The 14,583-nt window shown below is 64.2% G+C and carries 13 protein-coding genes; 2 read left to right on the top strand and 11 right to left on the bottom strand.

Translation table 11 applies throughout. The features are described from left to right. Positions 1-3: 3 nt before the first annotated feature. The 8 genes from Q0D31_RS00845 to Q0D31_RS00880 form a co-directional block, all read right to left on the bottom strand. Positions 4-873, bottom strand: a complete 870-nt coding sequence (locus Q0D31_RS00845; protein WP_366518486.1) for a phosphatidate cytidylyltransferase — start codon at positions 871-873, stop codon at positions 4-6. Further along, positions 870-1,628 (bottom strand): isoprenyl transferase, encoded by a 759-nt coding sequence (locus Q0D31_RS00850; RefSeq protein ID WP_291842329.1) that lies wholly within the window; start codon positions 1,626-1,628, stop codon positions 870-872. The genes Q0D31_RS00845 and Q0D31_RS00850 overlap by 4 nt, the downstream gene beginning before the upstream one ends. A 69-nt stretch (positions 1,629-1,697) precedes the next feature. After that, positions 1,698-2,261 (bottom strand): ribosome recycling factor, encoded by a 564-nt coding sequence (gene frr / locus Q0D31_RS00855; RefSeq protein WP_291842331.1) that lies wholly within the window; start codon positions 2,259-2,261, stop codon positions 1,698-1,700. A 73-nt stretch (positions 2,262-2,334) separates the two neighbouring features. Then, positions 2,335-3,051 (bottom strand): UMP kinase, encoded by a 717-nt coding sequence (gene pyrH / locus Q0D31_RS00860; protein WP_291842333.1) that lies wholly within the window; start codon positions 3,049-3,051, stop codon positions 2,335-2,337. A gap of 72 nt (positions 3,052-3,123) precedes the next feature. Further along, complete coding sequence (gene tsf / locus Q0D31_RS00865; protein ID WP_291842335.1) at positions 3,124-4,050, bottom strand: translation elongation factor Ts; 927 nt, start codon at positions 4,048-4,050, stop codon at positions 3,124-3,126. Positions 4,051-4,181: 131 nt separating this feature from the next. Continuing rightward, entirely contained in the window at positions 4,182-5,180 is a 999-nt protein-coding gene (locus tag Q0D31_RS00870; RefSeq protein ID WP_291842337.1) for a 30S ribosomal protein S2, read from the bottom strand. A gap of 279 nt (positions 5,181-5,459) precedes the next feature. Continuing rightward, the gene (gene dnaE, locus Q0D31_RS00875) at positions 5,460-8,954 is read right to left on the bottom strand and encodes a DNA polymerase III subunit alpha (RefSeq protein ID WP_291842339.1); all 3,495 of its coding nucleotides are present in this window, start codon (positions 8,952-8,954) and stop codon (positions 5,460-5,462) included. A gap of 470 nt (positions 8,955-9,424) precedes the next feature. Then, on the bottom strand, positions 9,425-10,171 hold the full coding sequence (locus Q0D31_RS00880) for an outer membrane beta-barrel protein (RefSeq protein ID WP_291842341.1): 747 nt from the start codon (positions 10,169-10,171) through the stop codon (positions 9,425-9,427). 295 nt (positions 10,172-10,466) lie between these two features. Between Q0D31_RS00880 and Q0D31_RS00885 the strand changes: the two genes are divergently transcribed. Then, positions 10,467-10,760: a DUF3551 domain-containing protein gene (locus tag Q0D31_RS00885; protein ID WP_291842343.1), complete on the top strand. Its 294-nt coding sequence runs from the start codon at positions 10,467-10,469 to the stop codon at positions 10,758-10,760. A 36-nt stretch (positions 10,761-10,796) separates the two neighbouring features. Next, complete coding sequence (locus tag Q0D31_RS00890) at positions 10,797-11,138, top strand: DUF3551 domain-containing protein (RefSeq protein WP_366518487.1); 342 nt, start codon at positions 10,797-10,799, stop codon at positions 11,136-11,138. Between the two features lie 6 nt (positions 11,139-11,144). Here the strand turns inward: Q0D31_RS00890 and Q0D31_RS00895 are convergent, their stop codons facing one another. From Q0D31_RS00895 to proS, 3 genes are all read right to left on the bottom strand, one after another. Next, positions 11,145-11,843: an ABC transporter ATP-binding protein gene (locus tag Q0D31_RS00895; RefSeq protein WP_291842345.1), complete on the bottom strand. Its 699-nt coding sequence runs from the start codon at positions 11,841-11,843 to the stop codon at positions 11,145-11,147. Between the two features lie 7 nt (positions 11,844-11,850). Further along, positions 11,851-13,131: a lipoprotein-releasing ABC transporter permease subunit gene (locus Q0D31_RS00900; protein WP_291842347.1), complete on the bottom strand. Its 1,281-nt coding sequence runs from the start codon at positions 13,129-13,131 to the stop codon at positions 11,851-11,853. 73 nt (positions 13,132-13,204) lie between these two features. Next, positions 13,205-14,524: a proline--tRNA ligase gene (gene proS / locus Q0D31_RS00905; protein ID WP_291842350.1), complete on the bottom strand. Its 1,320-nt coding sequence runs from the start codon at positions 14,522-14,524 to the stop codon at positions 13,205-13,207. Positions 14,525-14,583 lie beyond the last annotated feature (59 nt).

A 14,583-nucleotide genomic window follows, 5' to 3' on the forward strand; every position in this document is an offset into this window, starting at 1 on the left:
GTTTCACCAAACCATAAGACCGCGGCCAACGCCATCGGCGCCACCCCGCAGCAAGCCGAAAATGGCCGCCACGACGGCGGCTGCGACAAATCCATCCAGGCGATCCATCAACCCGCCATGGCCGGGAATGATGTGGCTGGAATCCTTGGCGCCGAAACGGCGTTTGACGGCGGATTCGAACAGATCGCCAAGCTGCGAAACGATCGTGAGCGCCACCGCCAGCAGCAACAAGGGCAAGGCCCTGCCGAGGCCGAGCGCCGCAAACGCGATAGCCACGGCCAGGCTGGCGACCAGGCCGCCGGCGGCGCCGGCCCAGGTCTTTTTCGGGCTGACCCGCGGCCACAGTTTCGGCCCGCCAATGCCGCGTCCGGCGAAATAACCACCGCTGTCGGTCACCCACACGACCAGCAGCACGAACATCAGCGCGACAAAACCCTTCTCCGAATCGAGACGCAACAGCACCGCGCAAATCTGCGCCATCGCCACGTAGAGAAATCCCGCCGCCGCCCAGCGCCGCCGCTCCGGTGCGGCCGATACGACCACTGCAAAGCCAACGGCGAGGACAATCAGCGCCGCATCGGCGCGACCGATCGACAAGCAAATGCCGGCGATTGCCAGCGCGACCGCGCCCGGCACGATTGCCCGCATCGCGCGCCCCAGACCCACGACGCTGAGCCATTCCATGAACAAGCCGATGGCGGCCAAGGTCACCAAAGCGATCCATAACCGGCCACCCGCATAGGCGATCGCCACGGCAAGCGGCACCAACACCGCAGCCGCAAGGACGCGCATCAAGAGGTTTCGCGAATCGGATTCGCTTCGGCGTGGATCGGGCTGGCTCACCACCGCCGGCGCGGCCTTGTCCTCGGTCACGAGCCGGTTTTCGCAGCAAGACCGCCGAACCGGCGCTCCCGCCTGGCATATTCTGCGATTGCGCTTTCCAGCGCGGCTTTGTCAAAATCCGGCCAGTGGATCGGCACAAACACCAGTTCGCTATAGGCCGCCTGCCACATCAGGAAGTTCGACAGCCGCTGCTCGCCGCTGGTGCGGATGATCAGGTCAGGGTCGGGAATGTCGGGCGCGTCAAGATACTGCCCAAGCGTGTCGGCGTCGATCGAGGCCGGGTCGCGCTTTCCCTCGGCCACCTCGCGCGCCAGCCGCTGCGCGGCGCCTGCGATCTCCTGGCGCGAGCCGTAATTGAACGCGACCACGAGGTTCAGTTTGGCGTTGGATCTGGTCAGCTCTTCGGCTTCGTTCAACAACGCGCAGATATCGGGCTCCAGCCCTTCCCGCTCGCCGATCACACGGACGCGGACCCCGTCGCGATGCAGGATCGCCAGGTCGTTGTGGATGAAACGACGCAGCAGCCCGAAAAGGTCGCCAATTTCGCTCGCCGGCCGCGACCAGTTCTCCGAACTGAACGAAAAGATCGTCAGATAGAGGACGCCAAGTTCGTGCGCGGCGCGAACGACGCGGCGCAGCGCATCCACGCCGCGGCGATGGCCCTCGGTGCGCGGCAGACCACGCGCCGCCGCCCAACGCCCGTTTCCGTCCATGATGATCGCCACATGCAACGGAGCGGGTCGATCCGGTCCTGTGACGGCTGGGGCGGCGGCGTTCGAATTCATCTGAAATTCCAGGGACAGTCCCAAGTAGCGGTCTCAAGTGGCGATCTCGGGCGTCTTGATCGCATGCCGTCAAACCGTGAGGATTTCCTTTTCCTTCACCGCAAGCAACTGATCGATTTCAGCGATCGTGCCGTCGGTCGCCTTTTGCACCTCATTGGCGAGGCGCTCCTGATCGTCCTCGGAAATCTCATGGTTCTTCTCAAGCTTCTTGACAATATCCAGTCCGTCGCGGCGGACATGGCGGACCGCGATCTTGGCGGCCTCGGCATATTTGTGGGCAACCTTCACCAGTTCCTTGCGGCGCTCCTCATTCAGCTCCGGAATCCGCAGGCGCAACACTTGTCCTTCGGTCGCGGGCGAAAGCCCGAGATTGGAATCAACGATCGCCTTCTCGACAGCCTTGACCATCGACTTGTCCCACACCTGGACGGACAGCAGCCGCGGCTCCGGCACGCTGACGGTGGCGAGCTGGTTGAGCGGCATATGCGAGCCGTAGGCTTCGACTTGCACCGGCTCCAGCATCGACGCCGCCGCGCGGCCGGTTCGCAAGCCGCCGAGTTCGTGCTTGAGCGACTGGGTTGCGCCCTGCATCCGGCGCTTCAATTCGTTGATGTCAAAACCGGGCGTGGGCATACCGCTCTCCCCTCCTTTTGAAAACCAGCCGCCGGCCTCCCTGGACCCGCGGTTATAAGCAGCGTCGGCCAGGTCAGCCGGCAACCACCGTGCCGTGCCCCGTGCCACGCAAGATCGCGCCGATCGAACCCGGCTCGGCGATCGAAAAAACGATGATAGGCAGCGAGGTCTCGCGGGCAAGCGCGAAGGCGGTTGCATCCATCACCTTGTAGCCGCCTTCAATCGCCTGGGAATGCGTCAATCGGTCGAAACGCTTGGCCGACGGGTCTTTTTTGGGATCAGCGCTGTACACACCATCCACATTGGTGGCCTTGAGCACCGCCTGCGCGCCGATCTCGGCCGCCCGCAGCACCGCGGTGGTATCGGTGGTGAAGAAAGGATTGCCGGTTCCGCCGCCGAGCAGCAGGATTCGACCCTCCGCGAGGTATTTGTGCGCCGCACTGCGGGTGAACAGCTCCGAAATTTCAGGCATTACGAACGCCGAGAGGGTCCGTGCCGGGCTCCCCTTGCGCTCGATGGCGGCCTCCAGCGCCAGGCAGTTCATCATCGTGGCGAGCATGCCCATGGTGTCGCCGGTCGGGCGGGAGACCCCGCGCGAGGACACGTCCACGCCGCGAACGATATTGCCGCCGCCGACCACGACGGCCACCTCGATGCCGAGCTTCCTGGCCGCGATCAGGTCGTCGGAAATGCGGTCTACCGTCGGCTGGTCGATGCCGAAGGATTGGCTGCCCGCGAGATATTCGCCCGAGAGCTTGATCACGACGCGGCGGTAGACCGGCTCAGCCATGGCGTATCGCTTCCTTGTCTCGCGCAGGCGACTTCCCGTAACGGTGGCGCCGGATGGCCGTGACCGCAGCGGCTACTTCTTTCCGCTGGCCGCCGCGACCTCGGCCGCGAAATCGGATTCCTGCTTTTCGATTCCCTCGCCAAGAGCATAGCGCACAAATCCGGCAATCTTCACAGGCCCGCCAACCTTGCCTTCGGCTTCCTTGACCACCTGCGCGACCGATTTTCCCTTTTCATCGTGGATGAAGGCCTGCTCCAGCAGGCAGACTTCCTTGTAATAGGTCTTGAGCCCGGACTCGACGATCTTCTCGATCACATTCTCCGGCTTGCCCTGCTGGCGGTACTTGTCGGCCAACACGTCCTTTTCCCGCTTCACGGCTTCCGGGTCGAGGCCGCTCGGATCCAGCGCCTGCGGATTGGTCGCCGCAACATGCATGGCCAGCTGGCGGCCGAGATGAGCGAGTTCATCGGTCTTGCCTGCGGATTCGAGCGCCACCAGCACCCCCATCTTGCCGGCGCCGTCGGTCACGGCGCCATGGACGTAGCTCGAAACCACGCCCTTGCCGACCTCAAGCAGGGCGGCGCGGCGCAGCGTCATGTTCTCGCCGATGGTGGCGATGGCGTCCGAGATGGCGGTCTCCACCGTGGAGTTGCCAGCTCTCGCCGCCTTGATCGCGGCAACGTCGGCGCCAACCTTGAGCGCGACCTCGGCGATCATCTTGACCAGGCCCTGGAACTGTTCGTTGCGCGCCACGAAATCGGTTTCGGAATTGACTTCCACCACCACGCCCTTGGTGCCCGACGTGATCACGCCGATCAGGCCTTCCGCCGCGATGCGGCCGGCCTTCTTCGCCGCCTTCGACAGGCCTTTCTTGCGCAGCCAATCCTGCGCTTCCTGCATGTCGCCGCCGGTCTCGGTCAGGGCCGCCTTGCAGTCCATCATGCCTGCGCCGGTCGATTCGCGCAGTTCCTTGACCATCGCCGCAGAGATCGTTGCCATGTTCGATATCCTTCTTGCCTGCTCTCCGCGGGCCCAGCGCGGGTTTTGCGCCGTACCGTCTTCCGCCGCAGGGTTGCTCAATCCGGGGAACAGAACCGGTGGCCGGCAAGCCGGCCACGCGGGCGTTGCAGCTATTCCGCTTCCGCGGTCAGCAGCTTGGCCTGGGCAACCCAGCCGTCGGCGCGGCTCGGAAGTCCGACCTCTTCGCCGATCTTGTGCGCGGTATCGTGATCGAGTTCGGCAAGCTGCCAGTAGTGGAAGATGCCGAGGTCGTTGAACTTCTTCTCGATCGCACCCGATACGCCGGTGAGCTTCTTGAGGTCGTCGGCGGTGCCGCGCGGTCCGGCCAGACCCTGGAAGCCGACGGGTTGCGGCGCCTCTGGAATTTCCTCGCGGACCGGCTGGGCGGAAGCGCCGATGTCGACGCCATGGTCGCCCTGGGCGCGCGAAATGCCGTCGATGGCGGCGCGGGCCACCAGGTCGCAATACAGCGAAATGGCGCGGCCGGCGTCGTCATTGCCGGGCACGATAAAGGTGATGCCCTTGGGATCCGAATTGGTGTCGACGATCGCGGCAACGGGAATGTTGAGCCGCTGCGCTTCCTGGATCGCGATGTCTTCCTTGTTGGTGTCGATCACGAAGATCATGTCGGGAAGCCCGCCCATCTCCTTGATGCCGCCGAGCGAACGGTCGAGCTTGTCGCGCTCGCGCTGCAGCGTCAGCCGCTCCTTCTTGGTGTAGGAGCTGGCGTCGCCCGACGAGAGTATTTCATCGAGGTGACGCAGGCGCTTGATCGAGCCCGAGATCGTCTTCCAGTTGGTCAGCGTGCCGCCGAGCCAACGCGAATTGACGAAATACTGTGCCGACCGCTTCGCGGCCTCGGCGACGCCGTCCTGCGCCTGGCGCTTGGTGCCGACGAACAGGATACGGCCGCCTTTGGCGACGGTGTCGGATACCGCCTGCAGCGCGCGATGCAGCAGCGGCACGGTCTGGGCGAGATCGATGATGTGGATGTTGTTGCGGGCGCCGAAAATGTACTCCGCCATTTTCGGATTCCAGCGATGGGATTGGTGGCCAAAGTGGACGCCAGCTTCAAGCAGCTGACGCATAGAGAAATCAGGTACCGCCATTGTATCAATTCTCCGGTTGGTTCCTCCGGAAACGTGTGAGCACACGAGCCTTATGGCCCGGTTGCCACCGGACGGCCTTTGAGAGCCATGTTTCCGTGTGAGATGGGCCGCTATATAGCGGGAATTCGGCCAGAAGCAAGGAGATATGGCCGGTTTGAACCGGGAGCGGTGGTCTTTTTGGCCGCCGCGATCAGCCTGGTTAGCGTTGGAAATCGCAGGATTTCAGGGCGAGAAGCCGACCGAGCGGCTTGCTGACGTGGGAATCCCCGATACCCGCACCTAAAGCGTCTGCACGTCCACCACGCCCGATACCGCCTTTATCGCCCCGGCAATCTGCGGCGAGACCTTGAAGCGGCCCGGCAGCTTCATTTCCACCTCGGTTTCGAGGTCGAGCATGATCACGAGCGATACCTCGCCGTCGCCCGCACCGGCCGGCTTGGCCTGGGGTTGCCGTCCGCCCCCGGCCGCCGCTTCCGGCATATCGAGCCGTCGGGCGATCGAATCCAGCGGCCTGGTGTCGCGCACGAAGATCCGCAGGCCCTTCTGCGTCTTGGCCGCGGCCTGATCCAGCGGCTCGGCATGCAGCACCCGCGCGCGCACGTCTTCGCCCTGCAGCTCGGCGCCGAGCTGCAGCAGCACGGCAGCGCCGGGCTCAAGCACGTCGCGATATTGCGCGAGGCCTTCTGAGAACAGCACCGCCTCGAAATGGCCGGTCGGATCCGACAGGCCCATGATGCCCATCTTGTTGCCGGTCTTGGTCCGCCGCTCCATCCGCGACACCACCGTGGCGGCCACCTTGCCCGCGGTCGCGCCGGTTTTGACCGCGCGCGAGAATTCTGCCCAGGTCTGCACCCGCAGCCGCTTCAGCACGGTCGCGTAGTCGTCGAGCGGATGGCCGGACAGGAAGAAGCCGATCGCGTCATATTCGCGCCGCAGCCGCTCGGCCGGCAGCCACGGCTCGGCCTGCGGCAGCATGATGCTCGGCGCGTCGGCGGCGTTGCCGAACATGTCGTTCTGCCCCAGCGTTGACGCCTCATGGCTGCGCTGGCAGGCCGCCAGGATCGATTCCGCGCCGGCAAAAACCCGCGCCCGGTTCGAGTCGAGCGTGTCGAACGCGCCGGCCGCGGCCAGGCTTTCGATCACGCGCTTGTTGATGGCGCGCGGGTTGGCCCGCGCGGCGAAGTCGGCCAGCGAGGTGAAAACGCCTTCCCGCCGCGTCTCCACGATCAGTTCGACCGCCTGCGGGCCGACGCCCTTCAGCGCGGCAAGCGCGTAGTAGATCGTGCCGTTGCCGACCTCGAAGGTGGCGCCGGAGCGGTTGATGTTGGGCGCCTCGAGCTTGATGCCGAGCCGCAGCGCCTCGGCGCGAAACTCCGACAGCTTGTCGGTGTTGTTGAGTTCGAGCGTCATCGAAGCCGCCAGGAACTCGACCGGGTAGTGCGCCTTCATGTAGGCGGTGTGGTAGGACACCAGCGCATAGGCCGCGGCGTGGCTCTTGTTGAAGCCGTAGTCGGCGAACTTGGCCAGCAGTTCGAAGATCGTGTCGGCCTGCGCCTTCGGCACGCCGTTCTTAACCGCGCCGGCGACAAAGATCGCGCGCTGCTGCTCCATCTCGGCGCGGATCTTCTTGCCCATGGCGCGGCGCAGCAGGTCGGCGTCGCCGAGCGAATAGCCCGCCATCACCTGCGCGATCTGCATCACCTGTTCCTGGTAGATGATGACGCCGAAGGTTTCCTTCAGGATCGGCTCCAGCAGCGGATGCAGGTATTCCGGCTCCTCGTCGCCATGCTTGCGCGCGCAATAGGTCGGAATGTTCGCCATCGGACCGGGGCGATAGAGCGCCACCAGCGCGATGATGTCCTCGAAACGGTCGGGCCGCATGTCGACCAGGGCGCGCCGCATGCCCTGGCTTTCCACCTGGAACACGCCAACCACGTCGCCGCGGGCGAGCATCTGGTAGCTTTTCGCATCGTCCAGTGACAGCGTCGCGAGATCGACATGGATGTCGCGCTGCCGGAGCAGCTTGACCGCGACATCGAGCACGGTGAGCGTCTTCAGGCCGAGGAAGTCGAACTTCACCAGCCCCGCCGGTTCGACCCATTTCATGTTGAACTGGGTTACCGGCATGTCCGACTTGGGATCGCGGTAGAGCGGCACCAGCTCGCTTAATGGCCGATCGCCGATCACGATGCCGGCCGCATGGGTCGAGGCGTGCCGGGTCAGGCCTTCGAGGCGCTGGGCAATATCGAAGGCCCGCGCCACCACCGCATCCTCGTCGCGGAACGCCTGCAGCTTCGGTTCGCTCGCGATTGCCGCCGCCAGCGTGACGGGCGCCGCCGGGTTCTGCGGCACCAGCTTGGTCAGCTTGTCGACTTGCCCATAGGGCATCTGCAGTACGCGGCCGACGTCGCGCAGCACGCCGCGGGCCTGCAGCGTCCCGAAGGTGATGATCTGGGCGACCTGGTCGCGGCCGTAGCGCTGCTGCACATAATCGATCACCTCGCCGCGCCGTTCCTGGCAGAAGTCGATGTCGAAGTCCGGCATCGAGACGCGCTCGGGGTTGAGGAAGCGCTCGAACAGGAGCCCGAACCGGATCGGGTCTAGGTCGGTGATGGTGAGCGCGTAGGCGACCAGCGATCCCGCCCCGGAGCCGCGCCCCGGCCCGACCGGAATGCCCTTTGACTTGGCGTGCTTGATGAAGTCGGCGACGATCAGGAAGTAGCCGGCATAGTTCATGCGGCTGATGACATCGAGCTCGAACGCCAGCCGGGCGCGGTAGTCTTCCTCGGTCGTCCCTTGCGACAGCCCGTGAACCCGGAGCCGGTTAGCGAGGCCCTCCTCGGATTGCCGCCGCAGTTCTTCGGCCTCGTCGGTGGCGGCGTCGGCGGCATTGGCGCCGGCGCCCACCGTGAAGCGGGGCAGGATCGGCTTGCGCGTCATCGGGCGGAACGCGCAGCGTTCGGCGATCTCGACGGTGGAGGCCAGCGCCTCCGGGATGTCGGCAAACAGCACCGCCATTTCGGCGCGGCTCTTGAAGCGATGGTCCGGCGTCAGTTGCTCGCGGTCGGTCTCGGCGATCAGCCGCCCGCCGGCAATGCACAGCAGCGCGTCGTGGGCCTCGTAATCGTCTTGCGACGCAAAGTACGGCTCGTTGGTGGCGACCAGCGGCAAGCCCTTGGCATAGGCGAGATCGATCAGGGCGGTTTCGGTGCGACGCTCCCGGTCGGTGCCGTGGCGCTGCAATTCGACATAGAGGCGGTCGCCGAACAGCCGCGCCAGCCGGTCGCAGCGCGCCGCGGCAAGCGCACCGTGATCGGCATGCAGCGCCAGCGAGATCGGACCGTCCGGGCCGCCGGTCAGGGCGATCACGTCCTCGGCATCGCCTTCCAGCCATTCTAGCTTGATATGCGGCGATTGGTGAACCGGCGTCTCCAGGAAGGCCCGCGAGTTCAGCCGCATCAGGCTGCGGTAGCCGCGTTCGCGCGCCGCCAGCAGCACGATTCGCGACGGTGCTGCGGCAAATGCGTTGCGCGCGTTCGGGTCCTGGTCGCCGAAATCGATGGCGAGCTCACAGCCGACGATCGGCTGGATGCCGTAGCCGGCCATCTTGTCGGAGAATTCCAGCGCCCCGAACATGTTGTCGGTGTCGGTCAGCGCCAGCGCCGGCTGGCGATCGGCTTTCGCCAGTTCGCCAAGCCTGGCGATCTTGATCGAGCCCTTCAGCAGCGAATAGGCGGAATGAACGTGGAGATGAACGAATCCGGCGCTGGACATAGTCGCTTATCGGGCTCTTGCATCATGGCAGGAAGCGATCGCCGGCCGACCAGGCACAACCGATTCGCCAACCGATGGTGCGGCTTCGGCCTGGCGGAGTCCACGCGCAAGGCCTCCTGCGCGCCCGAGATCCGGCTTTTCCCCAAGCCCCGCCTGAAGGCCGCTGGAGCCTCCAGCAACGCCGCATCAGAGCTGGGGTATCAGCTGCGCCCAGACCGCCACCATCCCGACAAACAGCGTAATCGACGCCAGCGCCGCCGCTTCTTCCACAAACGTCCTCAACATCGGCCTGCTCCTGAATCTGGGAACGTATCGAGAACATTGTTCCCTATATGTTCTGATGAGTCAAGGCGGTTGAACCGATGGAACTCCCCCAAATAGGCGACTGGTTAATTCCCCTGCTCAAGAAGAAAAGCCCCGGGGGCACCGCCCCCCGGGGCTCATGGACCGATGCTTTGGTCGCGCTTAGATCAGTACCGTCCCACGCCCGGGCCGCCGAAACGGTAGTTCAGGCGGGCGGTGACGAGATCGACGTCCTGGCGGACGCGGTCGTTGAAGAAGGCGCCGGCCGGGGTGACGAACCGATAGGTGCGGTCCTGCATGAACAGGTGATTGTATTCGATGCCGGCTGACCAGTTCGGGGCAAAGCCGTATTCAAGACCGACGCCAATCGTGCCACCCCAGCGGGTGTCATCGCTGGTGGTGCCCGCGAGCGCGCCGGTGGCAACCGCGAGCGAACGATACTCGTTCGATGTGACGGCCGCGCCGCCCTTGACGTACAACAGCACATTGTTAGCGGCGTAGCCGACTTGGCCGGTGAACAGGCCGAACGCATCAACGCTCGACTGGTTGCGGAATGCCGGGTTGAACAGGCTCACATTGCTGCCCTCGAAGTCGGCCCAGTTGCCCTGCGCTTCGACGCCGAACACAAAGGTGCCGGCCTGCCAGCGATAGCCGACCTGGCCGCCGATCGTACCGCCATCGGCGTTGTGGCAACCTTCCGCGGAGCTACCACCAGCAACCGGCAGGAAGTCCCAGCAGTTGCGGCTCGAACCCCAGCCGCCATTGGCGCCGATATAGAAACCGCTCCAGTTGTACAAAGCGGCCATCATCGGAGGCGCCTTGGCGTAAGGACGGGCCGCGAGATCCGCAGCGACTGCGGGCGCAGCCGCGCCGAGCGCGATCAGGCTGGCGGTGACAAGCAAAACCTTCTTCATTCTTTTTCCCGTTTTCAGTTTGTACAGCCCCCAAGGCCGTGCCGCCTGTTAACACTGTTCGTCCGAATTACTGTAACCGCGCAGCAACATCACATCGCAAACGGGCCGAGGGGAAACGCAAGTAAATTTGGCATCGGAGCGAATTTCCGAAACTTTCTGAGGCCTACTTGCGAAAGCATGTAATGCAGCCATTTTTCCGCGATATCGCGTGCCCGAATGCGTTGAAGGGATGGCGCAGGCAGGAGTTTGGATGATATGGCCAGCGGGGCCGCAGCCGGTCGAGGAGGGTTGAAAAATGCGCAGAGTGATTCTGGCGACGCTGATCGCAAATGGGTTGGCGACCCTCGGCGCCGCGCCGGCCGACGCGGTCGGCACCCGCTATCCGTTCTGCATCCAGGGCGACCAGGAGCCCGCGCTCAGCAACTGCACCTTCACCAGCTATGAGCAGTGTCAGGCGACCGCCTCGGGACGGTTCCTGACATGCATCGCCAATCCCTATTATGTCGGCGAGGGTGCCCTTCCCTCGTCGGCCTATCGTCCCCTGCCGGGCCGCGCGCTCCCGCCGGCTGCCGCCTACCCCAGATATTGAGAGTTCGCTCCAAAGACACACATTCCGGCGCATTCCATGTTTGGTTTTGCAACGCGCGAACGTGATTTGACGTCGCGTAGCGTCGATTGTTTGTTGGAAGATGCCGGCGAGGAGATTCCGATGCGCATTTTGGCTTTGGCTATTCTGGCGATCGGAATGATTGCCGCGACAGGTCCCGCACAGGCGCAGACCTACGGGTCGGACTACCCGGTCTGCCTGCATGTCTACGGCCCGATCACCTACTATGAGTGCCGCTATACGTCGATTCCCCAATGCAACATGTCCGCCTCGGGCCGTGCCGCGCAATGCGTGATCAATCCCTACGTGGCGCACGCCTATCAAGATCGGCCGATGCCGCGGCGCCGCGGCGTTTACTGAGCCTCGTCAATCCAGCTCCACGACCTGCCCATCGACCAGCGACACGCGCCGGTCCATCCGGCCGGCGAGCTCCAGATTGTGGGTCGCAATCAGCATCGCAACCCGCGTCGCCTTTACCAATTGCAGCAGCGCCCTGAAGACATGATCGGCGGTGTTCGGATCGAGGTTTCCCGTCGGCTCGTCGGCAAGCAGGGCCCGCGGCGCGTTGGCGACCGCGCGCGCGATGGCGACGCGCTGCTGTTCGCCGCCGGAAAGTTCGGCCGGGCGGTGCGTGATGCGGTCGCCGAGTCCGAGATAGGACAGGATTTCCTGTGACCGCTTCACGGTCTCGGAACGCTTCAGGCCGCGAATCATCTGCGGCAGCATGACGTTCTCGAGCGCGGTGAATTCCGGCAACAGCCGGTGCGACTGATAGACGAAGCCGATGTCGCTGCGCCGGATCTGAGTGCGGTCGATATCCGTGAGTTGCGACGTCGGCGTGCCCCCGACATAGACTTCGCCATGGTCGGGACTTTCGAGCAAGCCCGCGATATGCAGCAACGTCGACTTCCCCGAACCCGACGGCGCCACCAGCGCCACCGACTGGCCCGCCCACAGCGCAAGCTTGGCGCCATTCAGAATGGTCAGCGTCGCTTCGCCCTGGATATACTGACGCTTGATCTCGTGAAGATAGATGACCGGCACATCTTCCGCTCCCTCCGCCATCTCGTCCTCACTCGTACCGGAGCGCATCGACGGGATCGAGGCGCGCCGCGCGCCACGACGGATAGAGCGTCGCCAGGAACGACAATGTCAGCGCCATGATCACCACGGCGGTGGTCTCGCCGACATCGATCTCCGCCGGCAGACGCGAGAGGAAATAGAGTTCCGGCGAGAACAATTCGGTGTTGGTCATCCAGGACAGGAACTGCCGGATCGACTCGATGTTCAGGCAGACCAGCATGCCGACGAAGAATCCGGTCAGCGTGCCGACAACGCCGATTGCGGCTCCCGTGATCAGGAATATCCGCATGATCGACCCCTGCGAGGCGCCCATGGTGCGCAGGATCGCGATGTCCTGGCCTTTGTCTTTCACCAGCATGATGAGGCCGGAAACGATGTTGAGCGCGGCAACCAGCACGATCATGGTCAGGATCAGGAACATCACGTTGCGCTCGACCTGAAGCGCGTTGAAGAAGGTCGAGTTGCGCTGCCGCCAGTCGACCAGAAACACCGGCCGCCCGGCCGCCTCCGTGATCGTCCTGCGGAAGGTGTCGATGCGATCCGGATTGGTCGTGAACACCTCGATCGCGGTCACGTCGTCCCTGCGGTTGAAATAGGCTTGCGCTTCGGGCAGCGGCATGAACACGAAGCTTGCATCGTATTCCGACATGCCGATCTCGAACACGGCGGCCACCTTGTAGGGCTTGATGCGCGGCGTGGTCCCCATCGGCGTCACCGCGCCCTTGGGCGCGACCAGCGTGATTGTGTCGCCGGCATGCAGGGACAATTGATCGGCCAGCCGGCGTCCGATGATGACGCCCTGCCCCTCGTCAAAACCCTCCAGCGTGCCTTGCCTGATGTTCTTGGCGATCGAGGTCAGGTTGTTCAGGTCGCCGGCGCGCATCCCGCGCACCAGCACGCCGGAAGCGTTGAAGGCCGAGGACGCCAACGCCTGACCGTCCACCACCGGCGCCGCCAGCCTGATGCCCGGCACCTGGCTGACGCGGTCGGCGACATCCTTCCAGTCGGTCAATGGCGATTCCAGCGGCTGAATCAACACATGGCCGTTGAGCCCGAGGATCTTGTCGAGCAATTCCTTGCGGAAGCCGTTCATGACAGCCATCACGATGATCAGCGTCGCAACGCCGAGCATGATGCCAAGAAACGAAAAACCGGCGATAACGGAGATAAATCCTTCCTTGCGGCGCGCCCGCAAATAACGCCCGGACAACAGCCACTCGAAAGGCGCGAAGGGCCGCGTTCGGATCGTCTCGTTCATGGTTTCATCCATTGCTCGATAATCCCATGATTCGGGCCAAATGTAGCCGGAACGGCCCGCCTCTCAGCGGCCCTTCTGGATAATCCTATCCCGCAATCTTCGCCACCACTTCCGCGGGACTGAGATTCTCACGCGAACCGTCGCTGCGCCGCTTGATTTCGAGCCTGCCCTCGGCGAGCCCCTTGGGGCCGACCAGAATCTGCCAGGGGATGCCGATCAGGTCGGCGGCTGCGAATTTCGCGCCGGCGCGCTGGTCGGTGTCGTCATAGAGCACGTCGACGCCCCGGGCCTGAAGCTCGCGGTAGAGCTTTTCGCAAGCCGCGTCGGTGTCTTCCGAACCCTGCTTCAGGTTCAGGATCACCGCCGTGAACGGCGCCACGGCTTCCGGCCATTTGATGCCGGCCTCGTCGTGACAGGCCTCGATGATGGCGCCGACCAGGCGCGAGACGCCGACGCCGTAGGAACCGCCATGGATCGGCACGTCGGCTCCGTCGGGGCCGGTAACCAGCGCCTTCATCGCATCCGAATACTTGGTGCCGAAATAGAAGATCTGGCCGACCTCGATGCCGCGGGTGCTGACGCGCTTGTCGGCAGGGACCTCGCGTTCGTAGCGGGCCGCATCATGGACGTCCTCGGTCGCCGCATAGACCGACGTCCACTGACTGATGATGCCGGAGAGGTCGCCCTGGCAATCGACATCGTCCGATGGAACCGGCAGATCGAGCACGTCGCTGTTGCAGAACACGCCGGACTCGCCGGTTTCCGCCAGCACGATGAATTCATGGCTGAGGTCGCCGCCGATCGGGCCGGTCTCCGCACGCATCGGAATGGCCTTCAGCCCCATTCGCGCGAAGGTGCGCAAATAGGCGACGAACATCCGGTTGTAGGCACGGCGCGCCGCGGCCTCGTCGATGTCGAACGAATAGGCGTCCTTCATCAGGAACTCGCGACCGCGCATCACCCCGAAGCGCGGGCGCTGCTCGTCGCGGAACTTCCACTGGATGTGGTAGAGATTGAGCGGCAGGCTGCGGTAGGATTTGACATAGGCGCGGAAGATCTCGGTGATCATTTCCTCGTTGGTGGGCCCATATAGCAGTTCGCGCTTGTGCCGGTCGCTGATCCGCAGCATCTCCGGGCCGTAGGCGTCGTAGCGGCCGCTTTCGCGCCAGAGGTCGGCCAGCTGCAAGGTCGGCATCAGGAGCTCCAGCGCGCCGGCGCGATCCTGTTCCTCGCGCACGATCTGCTCGATCTTCTTCAGCACGCGAAATCCCAGTGGCAGCCAGGCGTAGATGCCGGCGGCTTCCTGCCGCACCATGCCGGCGCGCAGCATTAGCCGGTGCGAGACGATCTCCGCCTCCTTGGGATTCTCTTTCAGGATCGGTAGAAAAAACCGCGACAATCGCATGGTTCAACTCGGGGAATCAGGTGGGACGTCCGAAGAGGAGCAGTGAAACCGGATCGGGT

The sequence above is a fragment of the Bradyrhizobium sp. genome (genome assembly GCF_022844465.1).
GTDB lineage: Bacteria > Pseudomonadota > Alphaproteobacteria > Rhizobiales > Xanthobacteraceae > Bradyrhizobium.

What these genes read in the sequence shown, in the direction of transcription:
- frr (WP_291842331.1), bottom strand. Translation starts at nt 2,261, where the DNA reads ATGCCCACGCCCGGTTTTGACATCAACGAATTGAAGCGCCGGATGCAG.
- dnaE (WP_291842339.1), bottom strand. Translation starts at nt 8,954, where the DNA reads ATGTCCAGCGCCGGATTCGTTCATCTCCACGTTCATTCCGCCTATTCG.
- Q0D31_RS00850 (WP_291842329.1), bottom strand. Translation starts at nt 1,628, where the DNA reads ATGAATTCGAACGCCGCCGCCCCAGCCGTCACAGGACCGGATCGACCC.
- tsf (WP_291842335.1), bottom strand. Translation starts at nt 4,050, where the DNA reads ATGGCAACGATCTCTGCGGCGATGGTCAAGGAACTGCGCGAATCGACC.
- Q0D31_RS00870 (WP_291842337.1), bottom strand. Translation starts at nt 5,180, where the DNA reads ATGGCGGTACCTGATTTCTCTATGCGTCAGCTGCTTGAAGCTGGCGTC.
- Q0D31_RS00895 (WP_291842345.1), bottom strand. Translation starts at nt 11,843, where the DNA reads ATGGCGGAGGGAGCGGAAGATGTGCCGGTCATCTATCTTCACGAGATC.
- Q0D31_RS00890 (WP_366518487.1), top strand. Translation starts at nt 10,797, where the DNA reads ATGTTTGGTTTTGCAACGCGCGAACGTGATTTGACGTCGCGTAGCGTC.
- pyrH (WP_291842333.1), bottom strand. Translation starts at nt 3,051, where the DNA reads ATGGCTGAGCCGGTCTACCGCCGCGTCGTGATCAAGCTCTCGGGCGAA.
- proS (WP_291842350.1), bottom strand. Translation starts at nt 14,524, where the DNA reads ATGCGATTGTCGCGGTTTTTTCTACCGATCCTGAAAGAGAATCCCAAG.
- Q0D31_RS00885 (WP_291842343.1), top strand. Translation starts at nt 10,467, where the DNA reads ATGCGCAGAGTGATTCTGGCGACGCTGATCGCAAATGGGTTGGCGACC.
- Q0D31_RS00880 (WP_291842341.1), bottom strand. Translation starts at nt 10,171, where the DNA reads ATGAAGAAGGTTTTGCTTGTCACCGCCAGCCTGATCGCGCTCGGCGCG.
- Q0D31_RS00900 (WP_291842347.1), bottom strand. Translation starts at nt 13,131, where the DNA reads ATGGATGAAACCATGAACGAGACGATCCGAACGCGGCCCTTCGCGCCT.